Below are 24,867 nucleotides of genomic sequence, written 5' to 3'. Positions count from 1 at the left end.
CGCTTGCCGGCCTTGAACCTGACACCTGTGTCACTTTCTACCGTACGGGCATGACAAACACACCGGTGACTTCCCGACTCCTCGAACCGGCCACTCTGGGCCGGCTGAACCTCCCGAACCGCCTGGTGATGGCGCCGCTGACCCGCAACCGGGCCGGCGCCGACGGGGTCCCCGGCACGCTCATGAGCACCTACTACGCGCAGCGCGCCGGTGCCGGGCTGATCATTGCCGAGGCCGCCGCCCCCAACCCCGTCGGTCAGACCTACCCCAACATTCCCGCGATCCACAACGCAGCCCAAGTGGCCGGTTGGCGACGGGTCACCGAGGCGGTGCGGCAGGCCGGCGGGCGCATGTTCCTCCAACTGCAACACGGGGGCCGGGTGGGACACCCGGACAACAGCGGACTGGTCCCGATCGCTCCGTCCCCCATCCCACTCCCGGAGACCATTCACACCCCGAGTGGTAAGCAGCCGTCGGTGGTGCCTCGGGAAATGTCCGTGCACGACATCCAGTCGACCATCGCGGACTTCGCCGCTGCCGCACGCAACGCCATCGCCGCCGGCTTCGAAGGCGTCGAGGTCCACGCGGCGAACGGACACCTGCTGCACCAGTTCATGGCATCGAACAGCAACCGGCGCAACGATGCGTACGGTGGCTCCGTCGAGCACCGCATTCGCTTCGCCGTCGAGGTCGTCCGGGCGGTCGCGCAGGCCATCGGTCCGCAGCGGGTGGGTGTGCGGATCTCCCCCGGAGGTGTTTTCAACGGGGTACGGGAGGACGACACCGAGGCGCTCTACCCGGCTCTGGTCAAGGCACTCGACGGAATTGATTCGGGGCGGGGTGAACCAGCCCGCATCGAAGACCGCTCGGGCAGCACCACCACAGCCGGGTCCAACCTCGCCTACCTCCACATCGTGTTCGCCGATCCGGACCAACCACTGTTCGCGCGTATCCGGGAGTTTTGGTCGAGCACACTGATCGCCAATCCGGCACTCGGGTGGGGTGGGCCGTTCCCCGTGGACGGCGGGCGAGCGGCGGGCGAACGTCTACTGGAAGCCGGTGCGGACCTCATCGCGCTGGGCCGCGCCTTCCTCGCCAACCCTGACCTGGTCGAGCGGGTGCGGGCCGGAGCACCGCTGAATGCGCCGCGCGACGAGTACTTCATGTACACGGGCGGGGCGACCGGATACACCGATTACCCGACGCTCACCGCCGCACAGCGGCGGATCGACACGGCCTGCTCGCAGGCCCCCGTATGACGGTGGGCGCCTGAGGGGTCGGCGGGCCCGACGGCCCAAGGCGCTCCCGGGCGGGGCACTGTTGCGACCCGACCCGACCCGACCCGACCCGACCCGACCCCGAGCCCGCCCGCGGAGCCGGGGGCGGTGAGCGTCACGGATGCCCCTTGCACCCCGTCGGCACACCCCGTCGGCACACCCCGTCGGCACACCCCGACGGCACGTCCCGACGGCACGTCCCGACGGCACGTCCCGATGGCACGTCCCGACGGCACGTCCCGTCGACACGGCTCCACGACGTCCGCCGCGATGCGCCTTCGAACTCGCCCGCCCGCCGGCCGATGGCCACCGAGTAGCCTTCCCAGATGATCGATGACTGGCGGCGGGACCGGATCGGAAGTGCTCTGCGCAGTGAGAACCCCACGGTGCTGCGGCGCTTGAACGCCGGCTTCGCGGTGATCGGCGATGTGCAGTTCCTCCCGGGCTACTCGGTGCTCCTGACGGACGATCCGCGGGTGGAGAGATTGTCCGACCTGCCCCGGGACAGGCGGCTCGCCTTCCTGTCCGACATGGATCACCTGGGAGAAGCAGTCGAGCGGGCCGCCCGTCGCACGGATCCGACCTTCCGAAGGGTGAACCTGGAGATCCTCGGCAACACCGACGGCTTCCTGCACGCACACATATGGCCTCGGTTCGCATGGGAGCCACCCGACTTGGTCGTTTCACCGGTGTGGCACTACCCCCGCGACAGATGGGCCGACGAGGAGTACGCACTTGGTCCACAGCACGACCCGTTGCGGACGGCGATTGGCGAAGAACTGGACCGTTTGCGTTCCATGAACTGACCGTGGGCAGACCACCCCCGACCATCCCCAGCACCCGGGGTCGGCGAACTCGACGCGTTGGACGACCTTGCGGATCAGCATGCGGGCTTCCGACCGATCAAGGCAGACTGAACCTGCGCGCGAGGAATTCCATGGGTGAGGTGAGGGGGCCTGAGGTGAGGGGACCGGATGTCTTTGGCTCCTCCGTGGAGAACACCGGCCTCATTGTCGAGGTTGCCTCATGACGAGCCAGCACGGTGTGGACCTCTTCGTCAACTACCGCACCGCCGACACCGGATACGGGGCGGCAGCCTGCTACGAGCTGCTTTCTGACGCCTTCGGCGCGGCACGTGTCTTCCGGGACTGCGTCACCATGCTGCCCGGAGAGCCCTACCCGGACGCGATTCGCGCGGCCATGGAGCAGACACGGATCCTGCTCGTCCTCATCGGCCCGGACTGGTTCGCCGAAGCCCCGGACAGCGGTCGGCGCCTGGTGGACCGTGAGGACGACTGGGTACGACGCGAGATCCGTCGTGCCTTCGAACGTGGCATCCCCGTGGTGCAGGTGCTGCTCGACGGTGCGGAACCCGTGGATGCGGCCCAACTCCCTGCGGATATAGCCAGATTGGCCCACAGTCAGGCCGCATACATCAGCCACCGGGCCCTGGGCGACGATGTACGGGTGCTGGCCGACAAGATCAGCACACTGGTACCGGAGTTGATGCTCCCGGACCTGTTCGAACCGCAGCGGCGGCTGCCCTCCGATCCACTGCCCAGCATGTTGCTCCAGGCCGACTACGGCGTGGTCGACTTCGAGCGGGCGGACGACGAACTCCCCCGTCTGGTGGACTGGCTGCTGGCCCCCGAGCGACTGTCCGCCCACCTTCTGACCGGGCCCGGCGGCCAGGGCAAGACCCGGCTCGGCCATCGACTCGTGGAGCTGATGAGGGCTGACGGCTGGGCCGCCGGGCTGCTCGATGACAGTGCGCCGCGGACCGTCCTCGACCGGATCCACGCACTCCGTGGCCCCCTCCTCATCGTCGTGGACTATGCGGAGGGCCGCACCGAACAACTCGCCGACGTCACGTCCCAACTGATCGCCCGACCGGCCGAGCACGGCCCGTCACGTCTTCTGCTGCTCGCCAGATCGTCGGGCGTGTGGCCACATCTACTCCGCCGCCACCGCGACGATCGTGTCTCGCTCTTCTTCACGGACCTCACCGAGCGCGAGCTGCCTTCGGTGGTCGCTGCGCCCGACACCCGGCCCGCCGAGTACGCCCGCGCCCTGCATGCCTTCGCGGCCCGACTGGACCTGCCGACACCGGTGACCTCACCGCCCGGAGATCTCACCACCGCACACTACGACCGAGTCCTGGACGTGCACGCCGCAGCACTGGCCGCACTCCTCGACCAGACAGCGCCCGGAACTTTGCCCGCCCGCCGTGACCCACTGCTGCGGGTCCTCGACCACGAGCGGCGGTACTGGACCTCGGCGGCACTGCCCCACGAGTTGCCCTCGCCAAGCCGGCTGCGCCACGACCAAGTGGTCTCCGCAGCGACACTGTTCACGGCGCCGAGCCCTGCCGACGCCCGAAGCCTCCTTCAAGCCCTCCCCACCTTCGACGGTGAAGGCCGCAACGTCGTGGCGCACTACCAGCGCTGGCTCGACGCCCTGTACAGCGGCCCGTCCGCTCTGAATCCCCTGCGGCCGGACCGGCTGGGCGAGGACCTGGTGGCGGCGACCCTCCTCGACCAGCCGGAGTTCGCCGAATGGTCGGCGCACGGCGTCGGAGACGTCCAGATCACCCGGGCCCTGACGGTGCTGGGCAGGGCAGCGCCACGACATCCCCAGGTGGCGGAGACGATGAAGGCGCTACTGGTCGGGGATCCAGCCGCGCGACTGCCACTGGCGATCGCCGTTGCCACACAACTCCAGGACACCGCTCTGGTGCGTGTGCTCAGCGAGGTGAGCGCCACCGCGGCCGGCGCGGGCGTCGACCTGGAGGACGCCGTCGTCGACCACCTACCCGACAGCAGCCTTGCCCTGGCCGCGTTCATGGTGGTCAGCACACGGGCAGCTCTCGACGCCGAACTGCGCAAGGAGGCACCCGACGCGGAGACCGTCGCCACACTGACGCACAACCTGTCCTGCCGGCTGACGGACGTGAACCAGAGCGATCAAGCGCTCACCCATGCGGCCCAAGCCGTTGAGATGTACTCCGAACTGGTCGCATCGGATGCGGACTTCACCCCGGAGTTGGGTCTGGCGCTGACCACCCTCGCCAACGCCTACGCCCGCTCCGGCTTCTTCGAAGACGGCCTGGACAAGGCAACGTGGAGTTGCACCCTGCTGAGCGAGGTCGTCGACACCACGCCCACTCATTGGCAGATCTACGCCACCGCGCTCACCACCCGGGGCAACCTCCTCAGTGATCTCGCACGACACTCGGAAGCGGTCGCCGTGCTGGAACACGCGGTGCGGCTGACCACGGTGCTCCATGACGAGGCCGCCGACGAGGACCGGGTGGAGTACCAGTTCCGGTTGGCGAGTGCACTGCAGAACCTCTCGGCCGCCCGAGCCGGCGCCGGTCGGCACCACGAGGGACTGGCCGCCGCCGAGGAGTCAGTACGGCTGTACCGGGAACTCGACGCCTTCAGCAGCGACAGATTCCGCCCTGCATGGGTAGAAGGAATGGGCAACCTCAGTGGTGCGCTGTCCGAGCTGGGGCGAGTACAGGATGCAGCCGATGTCGCGGCGGACGCGGTTCGTACGGCGCGCGAGCTCGTGGATCGCCACGGAGAGGGACACCTCTCCCTGCTGGCCGATGTGCTGAACAACAACGGAGCAGCACTCCGTCGCCTCGGCCGCCACGAGGAGGCCATCGAACAGCTCACCGCGACCGTCGACATCTGCCGGACCCTGGCGACCGTCTCACCGGGAACCCACCTCACCTCACTCGCCGGCGCGCTCCACAACCTCGGGGACTGTCTCCTCGACACCAGGCAGCTGTACCGGGCGTACGACGTGTACGACGAGTCGATCGACATCTACCGCAAGTTGGCCGAACCCCGCCCCGAAGCCAATGAGCCCGAACTCGTCGAATCCCTCCTCGCCCAGGCAGATGTCCTCCAGGAGTTGGAGGAGTACGAGGAAGCGTTCGCGCTCGCCGCTGAGGCCGCCGCCATCCTGCACCGGCTGGCCGCGAGTGGCCAGGCGGCCCTGCGGCATCAGCTGGCCAAGGCCCTGCACCTGCTGGCGCTGATCCACGACGACATGGGCCGGGTGTCGGAAGCCCTCGACTCAGTGGCGCGCGCCGCGGAACTCCTGGCCGAACTGTCCGACTCCGCAGCCGTGGACCTGCCCCATGTGCGACAAGAATGGGCGATCGTGTTGTACAGCCACGGGCGCATCCTGAGCGGCGACGGCAGCCCGGATCGTGCCGTCGAGCGGTTCAGGAAGGCGGCCGAGGTGTTGACGGAGGACGGTGAGGTCGCCGACCCCGAAACGCTGGGCATGGTGCTGCACAATCATGCCGAGTGCCTCAGCGAACTCGAATCCCACGAGGAAGCTCTGGGACGCATCGAGGAGGCGGTACGCGTCCGGCGCGGCCTGGACCAGAAGGTGCCCGCGAACCGTCTAGCCCTCTGCCAGTCGTTGAACAACCTCGCCGACACGCTCAAGGACAACCAACGAAACACCGAGGCCCTGCACTCGATCGAGGAGGCGGTGGAGTTGGCAGCCGCCCTGCGCGATGAGGACGAGGGGGAAACGCTCGTCTACACGCTCCTCACCCGGGCCTCACTGCGTACCGAAGACGATGCCTCCGCTGTCGCAGACCTGGTCCGGGCCTGGAGCGTTGCCCTGACCGCGCAGGACGACGACTTCCAAGCCCTCGTACGGGACGCTCTTGCCGAACTGGACGAACTCCGTCCGGACTCGGTCCGACAAGCCTGGCGAGCAACCACGGGCGAGCCGTATCCGCTGCCTCGCCCTTGACCACGTGCCCTCAGGTACGGAGCGTACGGGCCGGCCGACCGAGCCGGACGGGGACTCCAGGCGAATACAACACACTGACCGGTTCCCCCTGCGGTGCGGGCAACCCGGCCGCCGCCACCAGTTCGTCATGGCAGTCGATGAGCCGTGCCCGATACAGGGGCCAGCGCGGATGGTCGTTGGGCAGAAAGGCGACGCCGTCGGCAAGGGCGTTGTGCATCCCCCACCGGGCGGTCAGAAAGTGCTCCAGCTCCGTCGGCTCCTCGATGCGTTCGCCCTTCCGTATGGTCATCCGGCTGCTCGTCCCACGAGGTCCCGGCCAGCGCCGGACGCTGCTGTAGGCGAAGGTGTCACCCTCCGAGCGGACGGACATGCGCGACCACAAGTACGGCAACCGGAAGCCGGCCCTGCCCATGATCACCGGTATCAGCCTGGAGGCGTCCATCGAGCGGAACACCACACCGCGCCTTCCATCTGCGTCGACCGAGTACAGGCGTACGTTCGTCTCCGGGAAGGCACCGAAGTAGGGGATGCCAGGCAACCGGAACCAGCCCACCCGGTGCATACGGAAGGCCACCAGGCCGACATACGTGGTGCCGTCGAGGGTGTCGGGCACGGTTCCGGTCGGCAACAGCCCGGCAACGAGCGCCGGGTCCACGGCCCAGTGGACGAAGGCGAGGTCCAACCACGACTGGGTGAGCAGTGGACTTTCTATCGTCGCGGGGGCGTCCGGACTGACAGGCTCTGGGCGGTGTTCGGTGCTCGGCATGGGGTTGAGCATCGCAGAGCGACCGGACCGACCGGCCCACGGAGCGGCGAGGATTTCGACAGGGGTCATGAAGGGCAGTCAACCCCGTACCACTGACATCGCAGCAGCGTTGCCCACCTGGGTTGCGGACCCCACGCCGGATGGAACGCGGGGTCCGGTCCGGCTACGCCGAAGCCTTCTTCAATGCGGGTCCCAACTTCGCCAGCAGCAGGTCCGTCACGGCGGGGTTGGGCCCCAGCAGCATGCCCGACTCGTTGTAGTCGAGGAAGTGGAGGCTTCCACTGGTCGTCAGCTTGAGGGACGACACCACCGGCCGCTTGGCGAAGGCTTCCCCTGCCTTCTTGTCCGGCACCCCGAAGAACGCGATCTGGGCGTTGTCCAACAGATCCAGGTTCTCCTGCGAGAGTTGCGTCTTGCCGCCGGACTCGATACCCAGCTTCACCAGTGGTTCCGGCAGCTTCATCCCGAGCGCCCCGAAGAAGCGGGCGGTGGGCCCGTCGGCCGCGACGACGGCGTGGACCGTACCGCTGGCCTCCTGTCCGAACGCGTATCCCTTGCCCTTCAGCCCCGGGTGCGCAGCGGCGAAGTCGGCGAGTGACTTGTGCGACTTGGCAATGAGTTGCTCGGCCTTCTTCTCCTCCCCGAGCGCCTGACCGATGAGCGTGGTCAGCTCATCGCCCGAATCCTGGAGCAGCTTGTTCTTGTACGAGATGACGGGCGCGATCGCCGACAACTTCTTGTAGGCGCTGCCGTACCCGGGCTGTGCGGTCGTCATCAGGATGAGATCCGGCTTGAGTGCGAGGATCTTCTCCAGGTTCGGGTTGATGGCGTCGAGTGTCAGCACCTCGGATGAGAAGGCTGGTGAGACGCCCAACCAGTTGCCGTCGGTCGAAGAGGTGTTACGGGTTCCACCGACCACGGGAGCGCCGAGCGCCGCTGCTATCTGAGCATCGGCGAACCCGAGCACGACGACCCGCTCCGGCTTGCGGGGGATGGTGACTTTGCCCTGGCCATGGGTCAGGGCCAACGGGAATGCGCCCTGTTGCCCCTGGGTGTCCGAGGCTCCCTTCTCCCGGGGGGTGTCGGAATCACTGTCGGAGCAGCCGGTGAGGACGAGCCCTGCGACGGCGAGGGCCGTGACAGCGCGCATCAAGCGGGGGAGTGGGGACATGGGTGTGCCTCGTTTCGTGCGAAGTGTGGATTCCGGCGGTACCGGTGGAGTTTCAGGCGCGGCTCAGCGCCGGCTCGGTGATCGGGGGCATCGGCCGAAGGCTACGAGCGCCGGTGGGACGCAGAGGAGATCGTTGTGTTGTCGGGGTGGGCCGGGCGGCGGGCATGGTCGCGCTGCTCGGCGTGGGTCATGGCCGTGCACCTTCCTGTTCGCGGGTACGCGCGGTGCGCTCGCGGTCGCCGCGGATTCCGTTCTCGTACTCCTGCTCATGAAGCCGGGCATAGAGATGATCCGGCCAAAGAAACTTAGGTACACCTTACTTAATAGTGAAGTTGATTCGCAATTGCTCTTGTTCGCCGGATCGGGGCAGCCGGCCGCAGTGCGGCAAGGCCGTAGGTGCAAAAGACGGAGAGCATCTGGTCGCGTCCACGGGTTGACGCTCCGAGAGCACGCACATGGGGGGACCGGGCACTCTGTCGGATGAGACCGCCAGGAATGCCTTGCCTGCTCCTTGATGTGCCTCAGGGGGAGAACCGCCCCTCGTGCGGGCGGGCCGGGTGCCCGGACAACGCTCGCGCCGACTGCCGACTGCCGACTGCCGACTGCCGAGGCGCCGGGGGCTCAGCCGTGGGGGAGGATGACGGCGCGGCCCGTGATGTTGCCGGCGTGCAGTCGCTCGTAGGCGAGTGGCGCCTCGTCGATGCCGAACGTCTCGGTGTGTACGGAGAGCACGTCGTCCTGGGCGAGCGCGACGACTTCGGCCAGTTCAGTACGACCGCCCCAGTAGGGTGCGGTGACCGACGCCCCGTAGGGGACCTGGGCGAACCCCACCGGGACGGTGCCGCCCCCGATGCCGACGAGCTGGATGTCGGAGTCCATACCGGCCATGTCGGCTGCCATACGGCCGGTGAGGTCGATGCCCACGAAGTCGAAGACGGCCTGGGCGCCGTGGCCGTCGGTGAGTTCGCGCACGCGCGGGGCGGCATTCTCATCCGAAGGAAGCGCTTCGTGTGCGCCGACGCTCCGGGCCAATCGGAGCTTGTCCTCGGACACGTCGAGGGCGATGACCCGCGCAGGCGTGAGCACTCTCAGCAGTTGGATGGCGAGGTGCCCCAGACCGCCGGTGCCGATGACGACGGCGGTGGATCCGGGTACCAGCTTCGGTAGCGCACGACGGATCGCGTGATAGGGCGTCAGACCGGCGTCGGTCAGTGGCACCGTGGCCACCGGGTCTAGCCCGCCGATCGGCACCAGATGCCGTACATCATCGACGAGCATGTATTCCGCCATCGCGCCAGGTGAGCCGAGGCCCGGAGGGTGGATGCCCAGGGTGCGCGCATGTGGACAGTAGTTCTCCCGGCCGGATGCGCAGATCGGACAGACGCCACACCCCCACGGCCCGTACACGACGACCGCATCCCCGACCGTCACGCCGAACACTCCGCTGCCGAGCCCGGCCACCACACCGGCTCCCTCGTGCCCGAGGGTAAGGGGCAGCGGGAAGGCGATCCGCTCGGCGGGGAGCGACATCACCGCGATATCGGAGTGGCATACGCCGGCCGCGGTGACCTTCAATAGAATCTGACCGGGTCCCGGCTCCGGGGCCGGGATGTCGACGACCTCGGGATCCGCGCCGATCGCACGGTACTGAACTGCCTTCACGACGGTTCTCCCCTGCTGGTAGGGGGCAAATCCGAGGCCGATCGACCGCACGCGGTCCGTGCGATATGCCACCGGCCCACATCGAACGACGGTACGCCGGCTGCCGGAGCCCGGCCATCGGAGCCGGGGCCGGCCAGGCTCAGACCCGACGTACGATGCGGATCCGCCGCCGCACCGGTCACCGTGTTCACGCCGGGGGCACAGGGAACCGGCACACCCTGGACGATCAGGTGTGCCGGCTCGTTCCTTGGCCTCAGCCACTACTTCCAGACGGACAGCGTGTGCGGCGGGTACGGGGCGCACGTGAATTCGGTGATCAGCCAAATGCTGACCAGATGGTCGCCCGTAGCCTTGCACCGCTCGTACGTCGGATACGGACCGAAGGAAACCCAGTGGGCGGGCCCGGGTGCGGGCGCGGCTTGGGCTGCCGGAGCCGTCAGTAGTCCGGCGCTCACCAGAACCACGCTCACGCCTGCGGTGGAGAGCATTCTGCGTAAGGACATGACGATGCGCACTCCTTCTCGACCTCGGGACACCGGGGCTGGACCCCGGCGGCTGCACTGAAGCCTCCCGCTGCCCACCCCGAGGGACAACGGGAGGCGCACATTCCCATTGCGTTCTCGCGGTAGGGCCTTCGGGCCGAAAATGAACCGCGGGGGTAGGCCAGCAGGTCGATGCGCAGCCGGTCCGCGGGTATCGCGCGGGGCGGCATGCACGACGAGGGAGCCGTCGAACGGGAGGCGTTTGCAGGAAATGGGTTCATCGCGCGTTGACGCGTCCGCTGCGTCTGTCGGGCGGGTACCCGCCTGGTTGCGGCGGCTTCGCTCACGAGCGATGAGTTCCCGTCCTGGCGAGAGTCTCAGCTGGCGGGCAATGTGGTGGTGTACGAAGGAGGAACCGTGAAGAACGACGTCTGGTCGATGGTGCACGCGGAGCGGGCGGCGCTGATTGATGACCTCACCCGACTCGACGACGAGCAGTGGGGGGAGCCGTCCCTGTGTGACGGGTGGACCGTCCATGACGTGGTCGCCCATCTCGTTGATTCGGCCCGCACGACGCGCCTGGGCTTCGTCGTCGGTCTCGTCCGAGCCCGGTTCGACTTCGACCGCCAGAACGCGAGCGGTGTGGAACGCGAGCGCGGTGCCTCACCCCAGGAGACCTTGGAGCGGCTGCGGCAGGTCGCCGCACGGCGGTCGTCCCCGCCGGCACCCCTCGACAGCCGGCTCGTCGAGGAGGTCATCCACGGCGAGGACATCCGTAGACCCTTGGGCCTCACCCATGCCTACGCACAGGAGGCAGTCGTCAGGTCCCTACAGTTGCAGACTCGCACCCCAGCCTCCTTCGGCGGAGCCAAGGAACTCGTGGCCCGTGTGCGGCTCACCGCAGTGGACGCCGATGTGTCGATCGGAGCCGGTCCGGAAGTGAGCGGAACAGCGCTTTCACTGCTGCTGGCCGTCTCCGGGCGACGGGTGGCGCCGGACGAGCTCGCCGGGCCAGGCGCGGGCCTGCTCGCCATGCCGGTCTGATCTCCTTGCCTCCGAAGGAGCAGCACCGCCCGCTCGAAGGCGAGGCCACCCGATCGCAGAGCTTCCGACTGGGCCGAAGCATGCAGATCGAAGCTCCGCGACCGGGACCGCCCGAGCGTTCGCTACTGCTGCCCGGTCAACCTCTCGGGCCGCCGCAACGGCTGAACGCAGTGCATTTACTCCACATCGGGCGGCACCCGGGTGGCTTGGTGGTAGTACATTCGCCAGCCCGCTGTTCCGGCGCCCTCGCGCCAGATCGAACTGTGTCTCGTCCGGAGCGTGCCGAGCACGGTTTCGAACGTGAGGTGCACCAGACCCGGGGCGAGCGTCACCCCTGAAATGTCCGAGGGCCGATAGCGGGGACCCTCCGCCGAACTACCCGGATGATCGGGAAGCTCGGCGAGCAGCGCCTCACGGCTCCATCGTCGTCCCGACCCGCCGACCTCCACGAACTCCGGGTCGAGGAGCTGCCCCGCGAGTTCCGCCGAGGCGCGGATGTGCGGATCCATCAGCTGCAACTCACCCGCGATCGCGTGATGCACATCGTCCGTTTCGCCGTTCATACGGCCATCTCAGCGAGCCCGTGCCATCGCCGCAACCGAGTTCCGCCACCGCCGGACGGGTCCGAGTGCATGGTGCTCCGGATAGTGCGGGTCCTCCCGGAGCGGGTATCCGTGAATTTCGTGGGCCTTGGCCGCCGATTCCTGGCCGAACTCGAAGCGCGTGCCGCGCGGGACGGTCGACTCGTACTGAGACTGGACACCAACAGAGCACTCGATGCCGCGATTCGGCTCTACCACTTCTCCGGCTTCCAAGCGTTCCCTGCGTTCAACACCGAGCCGTACGCGCACCACTGGTTCGAGAAGCCGATCGGCACACGGACAGCGGGGTGATCCGGACTCCCGATGGGCAATCGTCCTTCCGGCTGTTCGAGATCTTCCACTCAGTGCCCGAGCTCAAAAGAACAGCGGCGCGGAGATCATCCCGTCTACCCTCGCTCCCCATGGATGTTGATGAGTACCTACTGCACGTGGTTGATGTCGAAGCGACCTGCTGGGAGGGGCAGCCTCCGCCCGGCCAGGTGAGCGAGATCATCGAGATCGGGCTCACCGTGGTTGACCTGCGCGCGGGCGAGCGCCTTGCGAAGCATCGGCTGCTGGTACGTCCGACCAGATCCGAAGTGAGCCCGTTCTGCACCGAGCTGACCGGGCTAACACAGACCGAGGTTGCCGGCGGCCAGACCTTCACCGAGGCATGCCGGGAACTGACCAAACAGCACGGTACGCGGTCGCTGCCCTGGGCCAGTTGGGGCGACTACGACCGGAACCAGTTCACCCGCCAGTGCCAACAGACGGGTACCGAGTACCCCTTCAATCAGCGTCACACCAATGCGAAGGTGGCCTTCACCGCCTCCTACGGACTGCGAAGACGCCCCGGAATGGCCCAGGCGCTCACACTGGCCGGACTCCCGCTGGAAGGTCGCCATCATCGTGGCGACGACGACGCCTGGAACATTGCTGCCCTGGTACTGGATGTGGCGGGGCGCGGACAGTGGCCCACTGGATAGGACCTGTTGAGTGACCGTCGACGGAGCGATGCGGGCGCCCAGTCGGCTGCGAAGACACTTCCCCCTGCGCGGGGGAAGCCGTGTGGAAGCCCGCAGGAGCGGGGGCGGGCGGTGGTGTGGTGTCCACAGACTCTCCGCGTTCGAGCCCTGCGGCGCGCTCCTTGCCGCCACTGGAGGAACCCTTCGCGTCTTCTGGACGTTCGATTGGCATCCCGGCATCCCGGCATCCCGGCATCCCGGCATCCGCTCGTCCGACCGGTAGGATTCCTGTGTCGAAGCCGTTGCTCTTCCTCGACGTCGACGGAGTCCTCAACCCCGCCCGCCCGCAACCCGCCGGCGACTTCGATGCCCACGACCTGCTCGGGTTCCGTGTCCTACTCTCCCGCCGGCACCGAGACTGGCTTCTCGAGCTCGCGCAGGTGTACGAAGTCTGCTGGGCCACCACCTGGGAGGACGACGCCAACACCCACATCGCCCCGGCACTCGGACTCCCCACACTGCCCGTGGTCCGCTTCAGGGGGTACACGGCACAACCCGGAGACCCTCGAATCCGGCTGATGGAACTGTTCTCCGGCGCCAAGTGGCCCCCGTTGCTGCGCTACGCCAATAAGCGGCCGTTCGCCTGGCTCGACGACGTCATACCGCCCCGACTCGTCCGCAACTCTCTCGTACGGCCCGACCGACTGCTGCTGCCCATCGACGGGCAGCAGGGGCTCGAACGTCACCACGTCGACCGGCTTCTGGCCAGACCACCGCGCCCGGTGTTCCCACTGCAGTTGACCCGAAGCCTCCGCCGCACTGCGCGGTAAGCGACTGGTAAGCGCTGAACGGACCACTCTCGAAGTCGAAACGGAGGGGCGAGGTGCATCGTCGCCATGGCTGGTACAACGCCCTTCAGCCACGGCGACGATGCACCTGATTGGGCACGAGTTTCCTCGTCCACTGGCTGGTGCGGGGGTCGACCGGTCCGACATATCGGTAACTCGGCCCTCGCGCACTCACATCAGCCAACCCAGAGCACTTCTGGCACATGCCCCAACAGACCTGTGGCGGCCAGACTTGGGGTAGGAGGTGTGGCGGATGAGCGCGTGATCCCCCGGGCGGGCTGGCCACCGCATTGTTTGTTCTCGGTGGCTGTCTGACCACCCGGGGAGAGCGCAGGTCAACATCCTTCAACGACGTTCAGTGGAAGGACCGTGCCGGGCCGCACACGATGAGGTGTTGGCCGGTCGCCGCGTTCAGCCTTGGACCGCGGCCGGGTCCATCCATACGATCTCCCAGGTGTGGCCGTCGGGGTCGTTGAAGGCGCGGCCGTACATGAAGCCGTGGTCCTGGGTTTCGCCGGTGTGGGTGCCGCCGGCGGCAATGGCCTTGTCCACGAGTTCGTCGACCTTCTCGCGAGATTCGGCGCTGAGCGCGAGGAGGACCTCACTGGAGGTGGTGGAGTCCGCGATCGGCTTCTTGGTGAACTCGGCGTATTTCTGGTGGGTGTGCAGCATCACGACGATGGTGTCGCTGAGCGGGATCGAGGCCGTTGAATCGTCGCTGAACTGGGCGTTGATGGTGTAGCCCAACTCGGTGAAGAACTTCCTTGCCGCGTCGAGGTCGCGGGTGGCCAGGTTGACGAAGATCATCTGCTGGTACATGGCGGGGTGTCTCCCATCGCTGTCGTGCTGTTCGCCGTTGTGCTGTTCAAGGGGATAGACCAGGCAACCGCAAGGAACTCATCGCTGACACCGAGAGAATTTCCGACTTCTTCCGAAGCTGCCACAGATCGCGTGCCGGACGGCGCCCAGCGCTCCGCCAGAGCGAGTGGCTCCCTTGACTCAGTGTGCATCGTGCAGGGTGCGACAGCAGCCCGACATACGGGGTTGCGCGCACCAGGCCAACCGTACGTCGCTGAATGTGTGCGCTGCGCTATGCGTACCGGAATGAGTTCCTCGGGGCGTGGAAGCTGCCGACAGGGAAGATCAGGTGTGTGGGGACGTTCACCCTCGGCGCGAAGGGATCCCACCGTTCCCGACGCGGCTGCCACGGCATGCGATCTGACAGTGGCCGGTCAGGTCGCCAGCAGCTTCTCGAAGCATTGGGAACTCGTCACACCGACATACGCACCGAAGTTCGGGATTCGCTCATAACCGGAACGTGTGTAGAAGCGGATGGCATCCGGCTGTGCGTCTCCGGTTTCCAGTCGAAGCCCCGCCCACCCCTGCCCGCTGGCCCACCCCTCCAGTTCATGAAGGATTCGCAACGCCACTCCGGATCCGCGGCACGAAGGGGCTACGTACATCCGCTTGACCTCGCCGACGCCCTCCCCCAGGTAGCGAAGCCCTCCACACCCCACAGCGCTGCCGCCCTCCTCGTACGCCACAAAGAATGCCGCCATGTCCACTGCTGACGGGGCCGCCCCGGGCTCGCTGTCCGAGGTGCCGTATCTCTCTGCGATCTCGGCTCGCTGCCGTGAGCGCAGTGCGGCGGCGTCCGAGTGGGCCCAGTCAACCTGTTCGATCTTCATGAAGGCGGATTCTGTCTAATGTCTGTTTCGGGCAGGTAAACCTATCTATGGGTAGCGGGGGTGGCGGGCAGGTCGGAGGGCGGGTGAGGGCGGGCTGCGTCCACCCTCACCGACTTCGAGACATCGTTAGGACTCGGGGGCTACGTGCTTCCGGTCGGTTTCCGAGACGGAGCCTGAGGTGCTGACCAGGGTGCTCTGGAGCAGGGGGAGCAGGCGGTCCCAGTGGCGCCGTAGTGCGGCGGGGTTGAAGGCGTCGGTGTCGGACATGGTGAAGCCGTGGATGGTGCCGGAGTAGATCTCGGAGGTGTAGCCGACACCGGCGGCGTCCAGGGACTGGTTGAGTTCGCCGAGGGACTCGGGCGTCAGGTCACTTTCGGCGTGGCCGAAGTGGACCTGTGCGGTGATCTCGGTGAGGGCGTCTGGCCCGTCCGCGCCCACCGGGCTGTGGAATGCGGCGAGCGCGGCCACCTGGCCGGGGTGGGCTGCGGCGGTGCGCGTCGCCAGGAGGCCGCCTATGCAGTAGCCGGTCACCGCGACCGGTCCGGCGGCGACCTCGGGCTGAGAGGTGAGGAACCTGAGGTAGGCGTCGGCGTCGCGCAGGACACGTTCGACGGTGTGCGCCTCGATCAAGGGCATCAGCTGAGCGAAGAGGGCGGGCCGGACCTCCTCTCCGATGTACTCGGGAAGGGTGATCACCGGTGTGGGGCCGTGCCGGTAGAACAGGTTGGGGACGAGCACGTAGTACCCGTGCCCGGCCAGTTCATGGGCAAGCTCTCGCAGCACGGGCCGGATGCCGAAGCCGTCCGGGTACATCAGCACGCCTGGGTGCCGCTCGCCACGTTCGGGGAAGGCGGCGAAGGCGTCGGCCTGGCCGTCCGCGGTGGGGATGTGCAGCGTCTTGATGGGCACGAGGTCTCCTGTCGTGGTTGACGAATCAAACCTGTGGTCAACACGACAGGAGGCGGAGCCCGCGCGGCAGCGGGGGAGCCTCGACCCAACAGCGGGCCAGCTCCGGCCCGTACGGCGCTCAGGGAGGCGCCGGGTCACCAATCCGTGTGTGGCGCAATGCCGTCCCGGTAGTCATCGCCGGACAACGTAGCCCACCGGACAGGATGGTGCCAGTCCGAGGCGCAGGTCCTCGCGCACTTGGTGAGGGTCACCAGGACGAGCGAGTTGCAGGCCCGTCGACACATCACATCCGCCTTCGACCGGGGGGAAAGCGTGCACGGATTGCCTGGAGTCTGGACCTGGGGGTCCGCACCAGTACCGGGATCACTCTCGCTCCGCAGCCCGAGGCGAAGGACCGTGCTCGTGTCGCCTGCGCGACCCTTCGCTCGGCCAGGGGCAGCGCAAAGCCCGAGTGATCCGGATAGGACGCATCGGCCGCAAACCTCTCACCGATCGATACCGTGCCCCACGCCGGCAGCGGATGAAGGCGGCGGTTCAGCCGGCGGACTCAGGTCTGTGGGTGGAAGAAGCGATCCCTGATGAGGGTTCAGCGGTTGCGGAGCAGGGTTTCGGTATATGCGGCGAGGCGGCCGGCGGCGTCGGGGTCCAGAGTCTTCAACGACTCCTCGACCCGTCTGCCCCGGTCGATCGCGGAGAGCGCATCCGCCGGTGGATGATCGATCCACTGAACGATCGGTCGCACCGCTTCGGACACCTCACGTGCGAAGACCTTCGCGAGCAGGTCGATCGATCCGCGGACCAGCGAATTCGGGTGACTGTTGGCCCCACTGCGGGTGAATCCAGGATGGTAGAGGACATAGCGCGCCCTGCTCCCGGCCTGCCGGGCGAACATGACCCCCAACAGGTCGTTCGCCCGGCCCGCCTGGAGTTGGGCACGAACCTGTCCGTAGCGTCGCCTCAGTTGAGGATCGTCCCAATGAATCCGACCTGCGGTGTTGCCTACACCGGCCACGTTGATGATCACTGGATCGGAGCCGGCGTCGAGCAGCGGGCGCAATCGGAAACTCAGCAGATAGCGGCTCAGGTAGTACAGGGCGAAGGTGGACTCCAGCCCGTCCGCGGTCTCCTTGCGCTTCGGGCTCACCCGATTGGCGAACAGCGCAAGCGCATCGATTGCGTCGTGCTGTTCACCGATGCGGGCGACCACCCGCTCGGTCTCGGCGATCGAGGACAGGTCCGCCTGGAGGAACCGAAGGTTCGCATGCGCCACCTGGTCAAGCAGAGCACGCCCTTTGGCCGCATTGCTGCCGATCACCGTGACGTGATCACCCTTCGCAAGTCGTTCCAGCGCGGTCGCGCGGCCCATACCGTCGGTCCCACCACTGATGATGACGGTCTTCGGCGATTGGTCGGGCACGGTGTCCTCCAGGGGCTCGGCATCAACCCGTTCATCGTTGACCGTTCCGTCACCTTCTGAAAGAAGGCAGTTTTATGTGCGCTACGAACAGCAGTGTTCCCTCGGTACTCGCCCATGAGCTGCCCCGCCCGGTGCCGACCGACGAGTTCGCCGCATGTCCGGTCGGGGATGTCTTCCGGCGCGTGGGCGACAAATGGAGCGTGCTGCTGTTGATTCTGCTCGGCGAACGCCCCCACCGGTACAACGAGTTGCACCGCGCCGTGGAAGGCATCAGTCAGCGCATGCTGACCCGTACGCTGCGCAGCTTGGAAACCGACGGACTCGTGCGGCGCGAGGTGCACCCGACCGTACCGCCCAGTGTCGAGTACAGCCTGACCCCTCTGGGGAGCACCCTCCTGGAACCGCTGTCAGCGCTGGCCGACTGGGCGCTGCGCCACGAGGCGGAGATCAACGAGGCCCGTTCGCGCCATATGGACTCCTAAGGTGATCAGGGCGCCGCAAGAGGCACCGACGCTCTTCCCCTGATGGGAGACGCTTGCGGGCAGGGAAAGGGAGTTGAAACGACGGAGAAGGCCGGTTCGCGGGTGGGGATTGGTCGACCTCGACTCGCCCATCGTTGCGGCTGAGCGGCGCCAGGAAGGCTCCTGAAATGCGGTAGTGACCCTGACGGGCTCTTGGACAGAGGGTCCACCACGGGTACGGCTCAGTATCCGCCGAGTCGGATCACGACGCTCGTGTACAGACTCAGGCCAACCGCCAGAAGGAGAAAGGCGAGCACCGTGTGGACGATGAGCCCACGTCTTGGTGCAAGGTCCAGATGAGCCCGCGCCGCGCGGCTCACCCGGGGGAGTGGGAGCCCCGTGTGGCGGTCGAGTCTGCCCTCTCGATGGCTCGCCGCAGCATCCCACGGCTCCTCCCGGTCGTGATGCCCAGGCGCACACCATGGATGTTGCGTGCGCGTCTCACACTGCGAGTTGTGGTTGCTTTCACGGATGCCCCCATGGATGCCGAACGATCTCAGCATGCAGATAGGGCATGGGGTTGTGCACTGTGCTCCTCCGGCAGTCTTCGGCTCGGAAGACGTCAGCGGGCAGGGGGCGCATCACCAGCAGGACTTGGCGACCCGCGTCGTCGGACGAGTCGCAGGGCAAGCAGGCCACCGTGCGATGTCGGCGGGTCGCCACGCCGGCGAGGGACTGCGAACCTTCGCGGTGCCCCATCTGGTTCCCGAGCCGCCCCCGAGACGTTGCCCGCCGGTCGGCCCCGCTCGATGTGAACTGATCGACGACGGCGTCCCGAACCGATGGCGCTCAGCTTCCGGCGGTGGTTTTGATGAGTGGCGCATCCCGCACGAGCTCGCGGAATCCGACGCTGTAGTACAGCCCGCGCGCCTGGGAATGTCCCGGTGCGCCCAGGCACGCGACCGTCATATGAGTGGCGCCGGCCGCCCGCGCCAGATGCATCCCGTGCAGGAGCATCGCCCTTGCCAGCCCTAGACGTCGGTAGTCGCGATGTGTCCCGACCGGCTCGAACTCCGCTGTCTTGTTCGCCTTGTCCAGCCATATGGTCGTCGATGCTGCCATCGTCCCCGCGACGTCCGGCCGGGGGCGACTGCGGATACGTACGCGCAGAAGTCTGGAAGCACATCAGTCATGCCCTGGACACGCCGCCCCGCCGGGTTCACCAGATCGACGCCGGCCCCAACCGCCCTGTTGTCCCCAGGCTCGCGGTCGACACCCCGCCACGCAAGAAGGCCGGGCCCTGACCGACTACCACCCCGAGGAGCCCTACGCGGAGGCGTCCGCCCGCCGCGACGCCGATCGCTTGGTGGAGGAGGACCGGCTCGTGGCCGCGCTCGCCGAACGCAGCGGGGGAGCGCTCACCGAAGCCCAGATTGTTCAGCGGCTCCATGTCGGCGGTCAGAGGTACCGCAACTTCCTCCACGCAGGCGCCGCCTCCATACTGCGAGCTCTGCACGACGCCCGCTGCGCAGCCGAGGGTGAGGAACGACTCAGGATGCGCGAGGCAGTCGAAGCCTTAGGGGTTCGACACGACATTCCCGACTGGGTCGTCACCCTTACCCGTACCTATCTCGCCGCCACCAGCCAGCACTACACGGAAGCCGAACGGGCCTGGGTGCATCGGGCACTGCGCGAATACCTTGCACCCGGAACCGACACCACTGGCGTCCCCGGCCTGAGCACCGACTGACCACTCCTTCCGTGCATCGACGTCGGGTGCTTGAGCGGGACAGCCCTGAAGGGCGTGCGCATCGCCCGGGATTGCCCACCGCCCGGGGAGCCTGGGCCGCCGCCACGATATGAGTCGGGTCGGGGAGTTCCGCGGAGGCCGCATCGGCCCGGCGCGGAGAGGCGAAGTGCATTTCGGTGCGGTCTCAGGGCAGCATGGCTTGATGCCCCGTACATCGATCATGGAGGTCAAGGGTGAGGTCGGGCCCGACTTCCAGGACGCCGTCCGGGCATGTGACCTACCCCTCTCTGCACCCTTCTCAGGGGTTATCCGGAGGTTCGAACCATGCAGTACACACGTGGACGGCGGGCCGTTGCCGGCGGGCTCGTCGCACTCGCCGTCCTCCCACTTGCGGCCTGCGGCCAGGACGACAACCGGGCTGTACCGGCTCCGCCAGCCGCAACCAATCGGTCCGCACCGGCAGTGCAGCCGTTCGTCGACGACTTCAAGAAGCTGGAGCACAAGTACGGTGCACGGCTGGGTGTCTACGCGGTCGACACCGGTACCGGGCGGGAGGTGGCGTACCAGGACGATGAGCGATTCGCCTACGCCTCCACGTTCAAGGCGCTCGCCGCGGCTGCCGTGTTGCGCAAGCACTCCCTCAACGGCATGGACAAGGTGATCAAGTATTCCAAGGACGACTTGATAGAACACTCTCCCGTGACCGAGAAGAACGTCGAAACGGGCATGACTCTGCATGAGTTGTGTGACGCCGCGGTCCGGTACAGCGACAACGCCGCGGCCAATCTGCTGTTCGATGCACTCGGCGGGCCAAAGGGCCTGGCATCCGCTCTTGAAGAGGTGGGCGACACCGTCACCAGCGTGGACCGCCGCGAGCCGGAGCTCAACCAGTGGGCTCCCGGCGCCACCCGGGACACCAGCACGCCACGTGCGCTGGCCGCTGACCTACGAGCATTCGTACTCCAAGACGCCCTTGCCGAGGACGAACGCGCACAGCTCACGAAGTGGCTGCGGACCAACACGACCGGCGACGAACTCATCAGGGCGGGAGTCCCCAAGAGTTGGGTGGTCGGCGACAAGACCGGAGGAGGCGGAGCCTACGGAGTCCGCAACGACATCGCCGTGGTGTGGCCCCCCAATGCTGCACCCATCGTCATGGCGATCATGTCCAATCGCGGTGCCGCGGATGCTGACTTCGACAACAAACTGATCGCGGAAGCGGCGTCCGTCGTCGCAGGGACGTTGTCCTAGCGGCCGAGCACGATCTGCATGTGGTCGGGAGGCGGGGAGTAGCGGTCCAGGTGCGCCGGGGCGCTGCGGGCTGACCGGGAGACCGACCGGACTCCCCGCCGCCCCGACCACACTGCCGCGCCCCCCTCACCCGAGCCTCGTGACTCCTGGCACAGCGACTCGGGGCGTGAACGACGAGATCGAGAGCGCTCAGGTGCACCGCATCCCTCCGGAGCATCGTTCATCGGCCCGGCCCAATCCCACGCGTCGATATTGGCTGAGCGAACAGGCCCGGCCGGGGCGCGACTCACGATGCTTGGCGGATGCATCAACAGGAGTTCTCCGCCGTGACAGAACGCCGCCCCGGGGCGAACCGATCCCCGGCACAGAGGGGCGGTGCTCTGCCCGATCCCCCTGAAGAGGAGCGCGAGGCCGCGATGGTCGCCGACATCGAACGGCTGGTGCGCTGTGAGTCCCCCTCACACGACCTGGCCGCTGTCGCCCGCAGCGCGGAGCTGGTCGCCCAGGTCGGCGCCGAGCACCTGGAGGTCGAGGCGGAACGTGTCGTCATCGACGGTTGCACCCATCTCCGTTGGCGCTTCGGTTCCACCCCGCGCGTGCTCGTCCTCGGCCACCACGACACCGTGTGGCCCCTCGGGTCGCTGGAGAGCCATCCCTACGAGGTCCGCGACGGAGTGCTGCGCGGGCCGGGCTGCTTCGATATGAAGGCGGGTCTGGTGATGGCCTTCCACGCCCTGGCCGCCCTGATCAAACCCCAAACGCGGACCGCCCCAGGCACCTCGACCGCTCCGCGCGCCCCCGAAGCCCCGCACCCCCTGGACGGTGTCACCCTCCTCATCACCGGTGATGAGGAGCCGGGTTCCCCCTCCTCCCGGGAACTCATCGAGCAGGAGGCTCGCCAGTGCACCGCCGCTCTGGTGCTGGAGGCCGCGGGCCCCGCCGGAGCACTGAAGACCGAACGCAAGGGCGTCTCGCGCTACGAGGTGCTGGTACGGGGACGCGCCGCCCACTCCGGATTGGAACCGGAACGCGGCGTGAACGCAACGATCGAAGCCGCCCACCAAGTGGTGGCCGTGGCATCGCTGGGCGACCCGGCCCGGGGTACAACCGTCACGCCCACCGTCATGGAGGCGGGCACCACGACCAACACCGTCCCCGCATCCGCCCGCTTTGACGTGGACGTCCGGGTGTGGAACACGGCCGAGCAGTACCGCGTCCACACTGCGATGCAGAAGCTACGAGCCCGGCTGACCGGAGCCACCGTGGAGGTCAGGGGCGGCCCGAACCGGCCACCCCTGCCGGCCACCGCGTCACGAGATCTCTTCGATCGGGCGCTTCGGCTCGCATCGGACCTCGGGATCGGCCCGCTCACCGAGGTTGCCGTCGGCGGCGCATCCGACGGCAACCTCACCGCCGGCGTCGGCACCCCCACCCTCGATGGGCTGGGAGCGGTCGGCGGCGGTGCGCACGCCGACGACGAACACCTGCTCATCGCCGAGCTGTCGCGGCGGACGCACCTGCTCACCGCGTTGGTCGCCGAACTGTTGGCACCGCAGGACGGCTGTCCACCCCGACGAAACAGGGACCGGCATTCTGTGCCTTCTGACCAGCTATGCGATGGAAACGGCTGAAACCATGACCGGTGTGACTGATCTCCTCCGCGACCGCGTAGAGTCCCCGCCCATCGCCGCCGCGTACGCCGCGGCCGACGCCGCCGCACAAGCCGCGGGTGTTGAAATCTCCTCCCTGGACAGCGTCATCGAGCTGGAGGCCGTTCGGCGGCTGTACGAGCGCATCTGGCGCACCGGCGAGAACAGCCCCCCGGTGACGGCCGACCTGCTGCGGGCGATGGCCAAGGCGGGCAGCTATGTCAGCGGAGCCTTCGAAGGGGACGAACTGGTCGGATCCTGCTTCGGATTCTTCTCCCCGCCTGCCCGCGGGGCACTCCACAGTCATATCGCGGGAGTGCTGCCACACCTGCGACGGCGCAACGTCGGGTTCGCCCTGAAACTGCACCAACGCGCCTGGGCGATGGCGCGGGGCGTCGATGAGATCTGCTGGACGTACGACCCCCTGGTACGCCGCAACGCCTACTTCAACATCGCCAAACTGGCCGCCGAACCGGCCGAGTACCTACCGGACTTCTACGGGCCGATCGACGACGACATCAACCGCAGCGACGACAGCGACCGCATCCTCGTGCGGTGGCGCCTGGACTCACCCGACGTCGAGTCGGCCTGCGCCGGACGGCCCGCCCTGACCGACGCGGAGGCCGCCCGCACGGCGGGCGCAACCATCGCGCTCAAGGTCTCGGCCACCGGCGCGCCGGTCGCCGAACGTGCCGACGAACACGCCCGAACCGTACTGGTGGCCGTACCCGAGGACATCGAGGCCCTGCGGGAGAGCGACCCGGCGTGCGCTGCGCAATGGCGCTCGGCGGTACGAGAGGCGCTCGACGGGCTGCTCGCCGACGGCGCGCACATACGCGGCTTCGACCGCAAGGGCTGGTACGTCGTGGACCGCGGTGGCCCCACGGCACCACCGCAGCCGACGGAACCGGGGACGGCATGACCCAACGACACACGCCGGCACGGAACACACCACAGCCAAGCGCCGCGGGAGACAGCGTGAAGATCACCGGAGTCGAATTCCGCACCGTCGAGTTGCCCCTGGTGTCCCCGTTCCGGACATCGTTCGGCACCGAGACCGTACGGGAGGCCCTGCTGCTGCGCGTCGTCACCGACGAGGCCGAGGGGTGGGGCGAATGCGGAGCGGGCACCGCCCCCCTGTACTCCTCGGAGTACACGCATGCCGCCGCCGATGTCCTGCGCCGCCATCTGATCCCTGCACTCGCCCGGGTACCGGAGCTCGACGCCCACCAGGTCGCGCCCGCCCTGACCCCGTTCAAGGGCCACCGCATGGCCAAGGCCGCATTGGAGATGGCGGTACTGGACGTAGACCTACGAGCCCGCGGTGTCGCTCTCGGGCATGCCCTCGGCGCGGTGCGGGACACCGTGCCGTGCGGGGTCTCCGTAGGGATCACGGAGTCGATACCCGCACTGCTCGACGTGGTCGGCGGATACCTGGAGGCGGGCTATCTGCGGATCAAGCTGAAGATCGAACCCGGCTGGGACATCGAGCCCGTCCGCGCCGTCCGTGAACGGTTCGGTGACATCCTGCTCCAGGTGGACGCCAACACCGCCTACCGCCGTGGTGACGCCCGCCATCTCGCCCGGCTCGACCCGTTCGACCTGCTCATGCTGGAGCAGCCCCTCGCGGAGGACGACCTTCTGGGGCACGCCGAACTCGCCCGGCGCATCACCACACCGATCTGTCTGGATGAGTCGATCGTCTCGGCCCGCGCCGCCGCCGACGCGCTCGCGCTCGGCGCCTGCCAGGTGGTGAACATCAAGCCGGGCCGTGTCGGGGGCTACCTCGAAGCCCGACGGATTCACGACGTCTGCGCGGCGCACGGCGTCCCCGTCTGGTGCGGCGGCATGCTGGAGACGGGGTTGGGCCGCGCCGCCAACATCGCCCTCGCCGCACTCCCCGGCTTCCTCCTCCCCGGTGACACCTCGGCCTCCGACCGCTACTACCGGACCGACATCACGCCGCCCTTCCACCTTGTGGACGGGCACCTCGCGGTTCCGACCGCGCCGGGGCTCGGCGTCACCCCCATTCCGGAGGTCCTGGAAGCGGTCACGACCGCGACGACCTGGATGCCCGTTCCCGGCTCCTGAGCCCGGAGCCCCTCAATCCCGTGGCAGCCGTGACAGCCGTGACAGCCGTGGCATTCGGGGCAGCGATTCCCAC

Annotated in this window: 22 protein-coding genes and 1 pseudogene; 13 read left to right on the top strand and 10 right to left on the bottom strand. The window is 67.7% G+C overall.

Annotated features, from left to right (window positions below; all coding sequences use genetic code 11):
- Positions 1 to 50 precede the first annotated feature (50 nt).
- The 3 genes from OID54_RS01380 (at position 51) to OID54_RS01370 (ending at position 6,059) form a co-directional block, all read left to right on the top strand.
- The gene (locus tag OID54_RS01380) at positions 51 to 1,259 is read left to right on the top strand and encodes an alkene reductase (protein WP_329012633.1); all 1,209 of its coding nucleotides are present in this window, start codon (positions 51 to 53) and stop codon (positions 1,257 to 1,259) included.
- A 344-nt stretch (positions 1,260 to 1,603) separates the two neighbouring features.
- The gene (locus tag OID54_RS01375) at positions 1,604 to 2,083 is read left to right on the top strand and encodes a diadenosine tetraphosphate hydrolase (RefSeq protein WP_329012630.1); all 480 of its coding nucleotides are present in this window, start codon (positions 1,604 to 1,606) and stop codon (positions 2,081 to 2,083) included.
- Positions 2,084 to 2,303: 220 nt separating this feature from the next.
- A complete protein-coding gene (locus OID54_RS01370) occupies positions 2,304 to 6,059 on the top strand; it encodes a tetratricopeptide repeat protein (protein ID WP_329012627.1) in 3,756 nt (1,251 codons plus the stop codon).
- Positions 6,060 to 6,069: 10 nt separating this feature from the next.
- Here OID54_RS01370 and OID54_RS01365 read toward each other — a convergent pair whose 3' ends face one another.
- From OID54_RS01365 to OID54_RS01350, 4 genes are all read right to left on the bottom strand, one after another.
- On the bottom strand, positions 6,070 to 6,825 hold the full coding sequence (locus tag OID54_RS01365; RefSeq protein WP_329027204.1) for a YqjF family protein: 756 nt from the start codon (positions 6,823 to 6,825) through the stop codon (positions 6,070 to 6,072).
- Positions 6,826 to 6,988: 163 nt separating this feature from the next.
- Positions 6,989 to 7,996 (bottom strand): ABC transporter substrate-binding protein, encoded by a 1,008-nt coding sequence (locus OID54_RS01360; RefSeq protein ID WP_329012624.1) that lies wholly within the window; start codon positions 7,994 to 7,996, stop codon positions 6,989 to 6,991.
- A 621-nt stretch (positions 7,997 to 8,617) separates the two neighbouring features.
- On the bottom strand, positions 8,618 to 9,658 hold the full coding sequence (locus OID54_RS01355) for an NAD(P)-dependent alcohol dehydrogenase (RefSeq protein ID WP_329012621.1): 1,041 nt from the start codon (positions 9,656 to 9,658) through the stop codon (positions 8,618 to 8,620).
- Positions 9,659 to 9,918: 260 nt separating this feature from the next.
- Positions 9,919 to 10,161, bottom strand: a complete 243-nt coding sequence (locus OID54_RS01350) for a hypothetical protein (protein ID WP_329012618.1) — start codon at positions 10,159 to 10,161, stop codon at positions 9,919 to 9,921.
- Between the two features lie 417 nt (positions 10,162 to 10,578).
- On the opposite strand from OID54_RS01350, the gene OID54_RS01345 reads away from it, so the two are divergent.
- Positions 10,579 to 11,184, top strand: coding sequence for a maleylpyruvate isomerase family mycothiol-dependent enzyme (locus OID54_RS01345; protein ID WP_329027203.1), 606 nt, complete (start codon positions 10,579 to 10,581; stop codon positions 11,182 to 11,184).
- 176 nt (positions 11,185 to 11,360) lie between these two features.
- On the opposite strand, the gene OID54_RS01340 is transcribed toward OID54_RS01345, so the two are convergent.
- Positions 11,361 to 11,747: a nuclear transport factor 2 family protein gene (locus OID54_RS01340; protein WP_329012615.1), complete on the bottom strand. Its 387-nt coding sequence runs from the start codon at positions 11,745 to 11,747 to the stop codon at positions 11,361 to 11,363.
- Between the two features lie 120 nt (positions 11,748 to 11,867).
- Between OID54_RS01340 and OID54_RS01335 the strand changes: the two are divergent.
- The 3 genes and pseudogenes from OID54_RS01335 to OID54_RS01325 all read left to right on the top strand — a co-directional run.
- Positions 11,868 to 12,077, top strand: a pseudogene (locus OID54_RS01335) (MarR family transcriptional regulator); the annotation flags it as partial.
- 110 nt (positions 12,078 to 12,187) lie between these two features.
- A complete protein-coding gene (locus OID54_RS01330) occupies positions 12,188 to 12,751 on the top strand; it encodes a 3'-5' exonuclease (protein WP_329012613.1) in 564 nt (187 codons plus the stop codon).
- Positions 12,752 to 13,020: 269 nt separating this feature from the next.
- On the top strand, positions 13,021 to 13,560 hold the full coding sequence (locus OID54_RS01325) for an HAD domain-containing protein (protein WP_329012610.1): 540 nt from the start codon (positions 13,021 to 13,023) through the stop codon (positions 13,558 to 13,560).
- 429 nt (positions 13,561 to 13,989) lie between these two features.
- Here the strand turns inward: OID54_RS01325 and OID54_RS01320 are convergent, their stop codons facing one another.
- The 4 genes from OID54_RS01320 to OID54_RS01305 form a co-directional block, all read right to left on the bottom strand.
- Positions 13,990 to 14,397 carry a VOC family protein gene (locus OID54_RS01320; RefSeq protein WP_329012606.1) on the bottom strand — a complete coding sequence of 136 codons (408 nt, stop codon included), beginning with the start codon at positions 14,395 to 14,397 and terminating at the stop codon, positions 13,990 to 13,992.
- A gap of 413 nt (positions 14,398 to 14,810) precedes the next feature.
- Complete coding sequence (locus OID54_RS01315) at positions 14,811 to 15,266, bottom strand: GNAT family N-acetyltransferase (RefSeq protein WP_329012603.1); 456 nt, start codon at positions 15,264 to 15,266, stop codon at positions 14,811 to 14,813.
- A 126-nt stretch (positions 15,267 to 15,392) separates the two neighbouring features.
- A complete protein-coding gene (locus OID54_RS01310) occupies positions 15,393 to 16,175 on the bottom strand; it encodes a dienelactone hydrolase family protein (protein WP_329012602.1) in 783 nt (260 codons plus the stop codon).
- A gap of 586 nt (positions 16,176 to 16,761) precedes the next feature.
- Complete coding sequence (locus OID54_RS01305; RefSeq protein ID WP_329012598.1) at positions 16,762 to 17,592, bottom strand: SDR family NAD(P)-dependent oxidoreductase; 831 nt, start codon at positions 17,590 to 17,592, stop codon at positions 16,762 to 16,764.
- A 74-nt stretch (positions 17,593 to 17,666) separates the two neighbouring features.
- Here OID54_RS01305 and OID54_RS01300 point away from each other — a divergent pair, with 74 nt between their 5' ends.
- Positions 17,667 to 18,074, top strand: a complete 408-nt coding sequence (locus tag OID54_RS01300) for a winged helix-turn-helix transcriptional regulator (protein WP_329012596.1) — start codon at positions 17,667 to 17,669, stop codon at positions 18,072 to 18,074.
- An 828-nt stretch (positions 18,075 to 18,902) separates the two neighbouring features.
- Here the strand turns inward: OID54_RS01300 and OID54_RS01295 are convergent.
- On the bottom strand, positions 18,903 to 19,175 hold the full coding sequence (locus tag OID54_RS01295) for a GNAT family N-acetyltransferase (RefSeq protein ID WP_329012593.1): 273 nt from the start codon (positions 19,173 to 19,175) through the stop codon (positions 18,903 to 18,905).
- Between the two features lie 241 nt (positions 19,176 to 19,416).
- Here OID54_RS01295 and OID54_RS01290 point away from each other — a divergent pair, with 241 nt between their 5' ends.
- The 5 genes from OID54_RS01290 (at position 19,417) to menC (ending at position 24,794) form a co-directional block, all read left to right on the top strand.
- On the top strand, positions 19,417 to 19,803 hold the full coding sequence (locus tag OID54_RS01290; protein ID WP_329012591.1) for a hypothetical protein: 387 nt from the start codon (positions 19,417 to 19,419) through the stop codon (positions 19,801 to 19,803).
- A 324-nt stretch (positions 19,804 to 20,127) separates the two neighbouring features.
- On the top strand, positions 20,128 to 21,054 hold the full coding sequence (gene bla, locus OID54_RS01285) for a class A beta-lactamase (protein WP_329012588.1): 927 nt from the start codon (positions 20,128 to 20,130) through the stop codon (positions 21,052 to 21,054).
- A gap of 416 nt (positions 21,055 to 21,470) precedes the next feature.
- Positions 21,471 to 22,685, top strand: coding sequence for a M20 family metallopeptidase (locus OID54_RS01280; protein ID WP_329027202.1), 1,215 nt, complete (start codon positions 21,471 to 21,473; stop codon positions 22,683 to 22,685).
- Between the two features lie 13 nt (positions 22,686 to 22,698).
- On the top strand, positions 22,699 to 23,625 hold the full coding sequence (locus OID54_RS01275; RefSeq protein WP_329012585.1) for a GNAT family N-acetyltransferase: 927 nt from the start codon (positions 22,699 to 22,701) through the stop codon (positions 23,623 to 23,625).
- A 56-nt stretch (positions 23,626 to 23,681) separates the two neighbouring features.
- The gene (gene menC / locus OID54_RS01270; RefSeq protein ID WP_329012582.1) at positions 23,682 to 24,794 is read left to right on the top strand and encodes an o-succinylbenzoate synthase; all 1,113 of its coding nucleotides are present in this window, start codon (positions 23,682 to 23,684) and stop codon (positions 24,792 to 24,794) included.
- Positions 24,795 to 24,867 lie beyond the last annotated feature (73 nt).

Origin of the sequence: Streptomyces sp. NBC_00690, from assembly GCF_036226685.1 — a bacterium.
GTDB lineage: Bacteria > Actinomycetota > Actinomycetes > Streptomycetales > Streptomycetaceae > Streptomyces.
The sequence above is the reverse complement of the archived record's forward strand: the minus strand, read 5'-3'. Positions and strand labels throughout refer to the sequence as shown.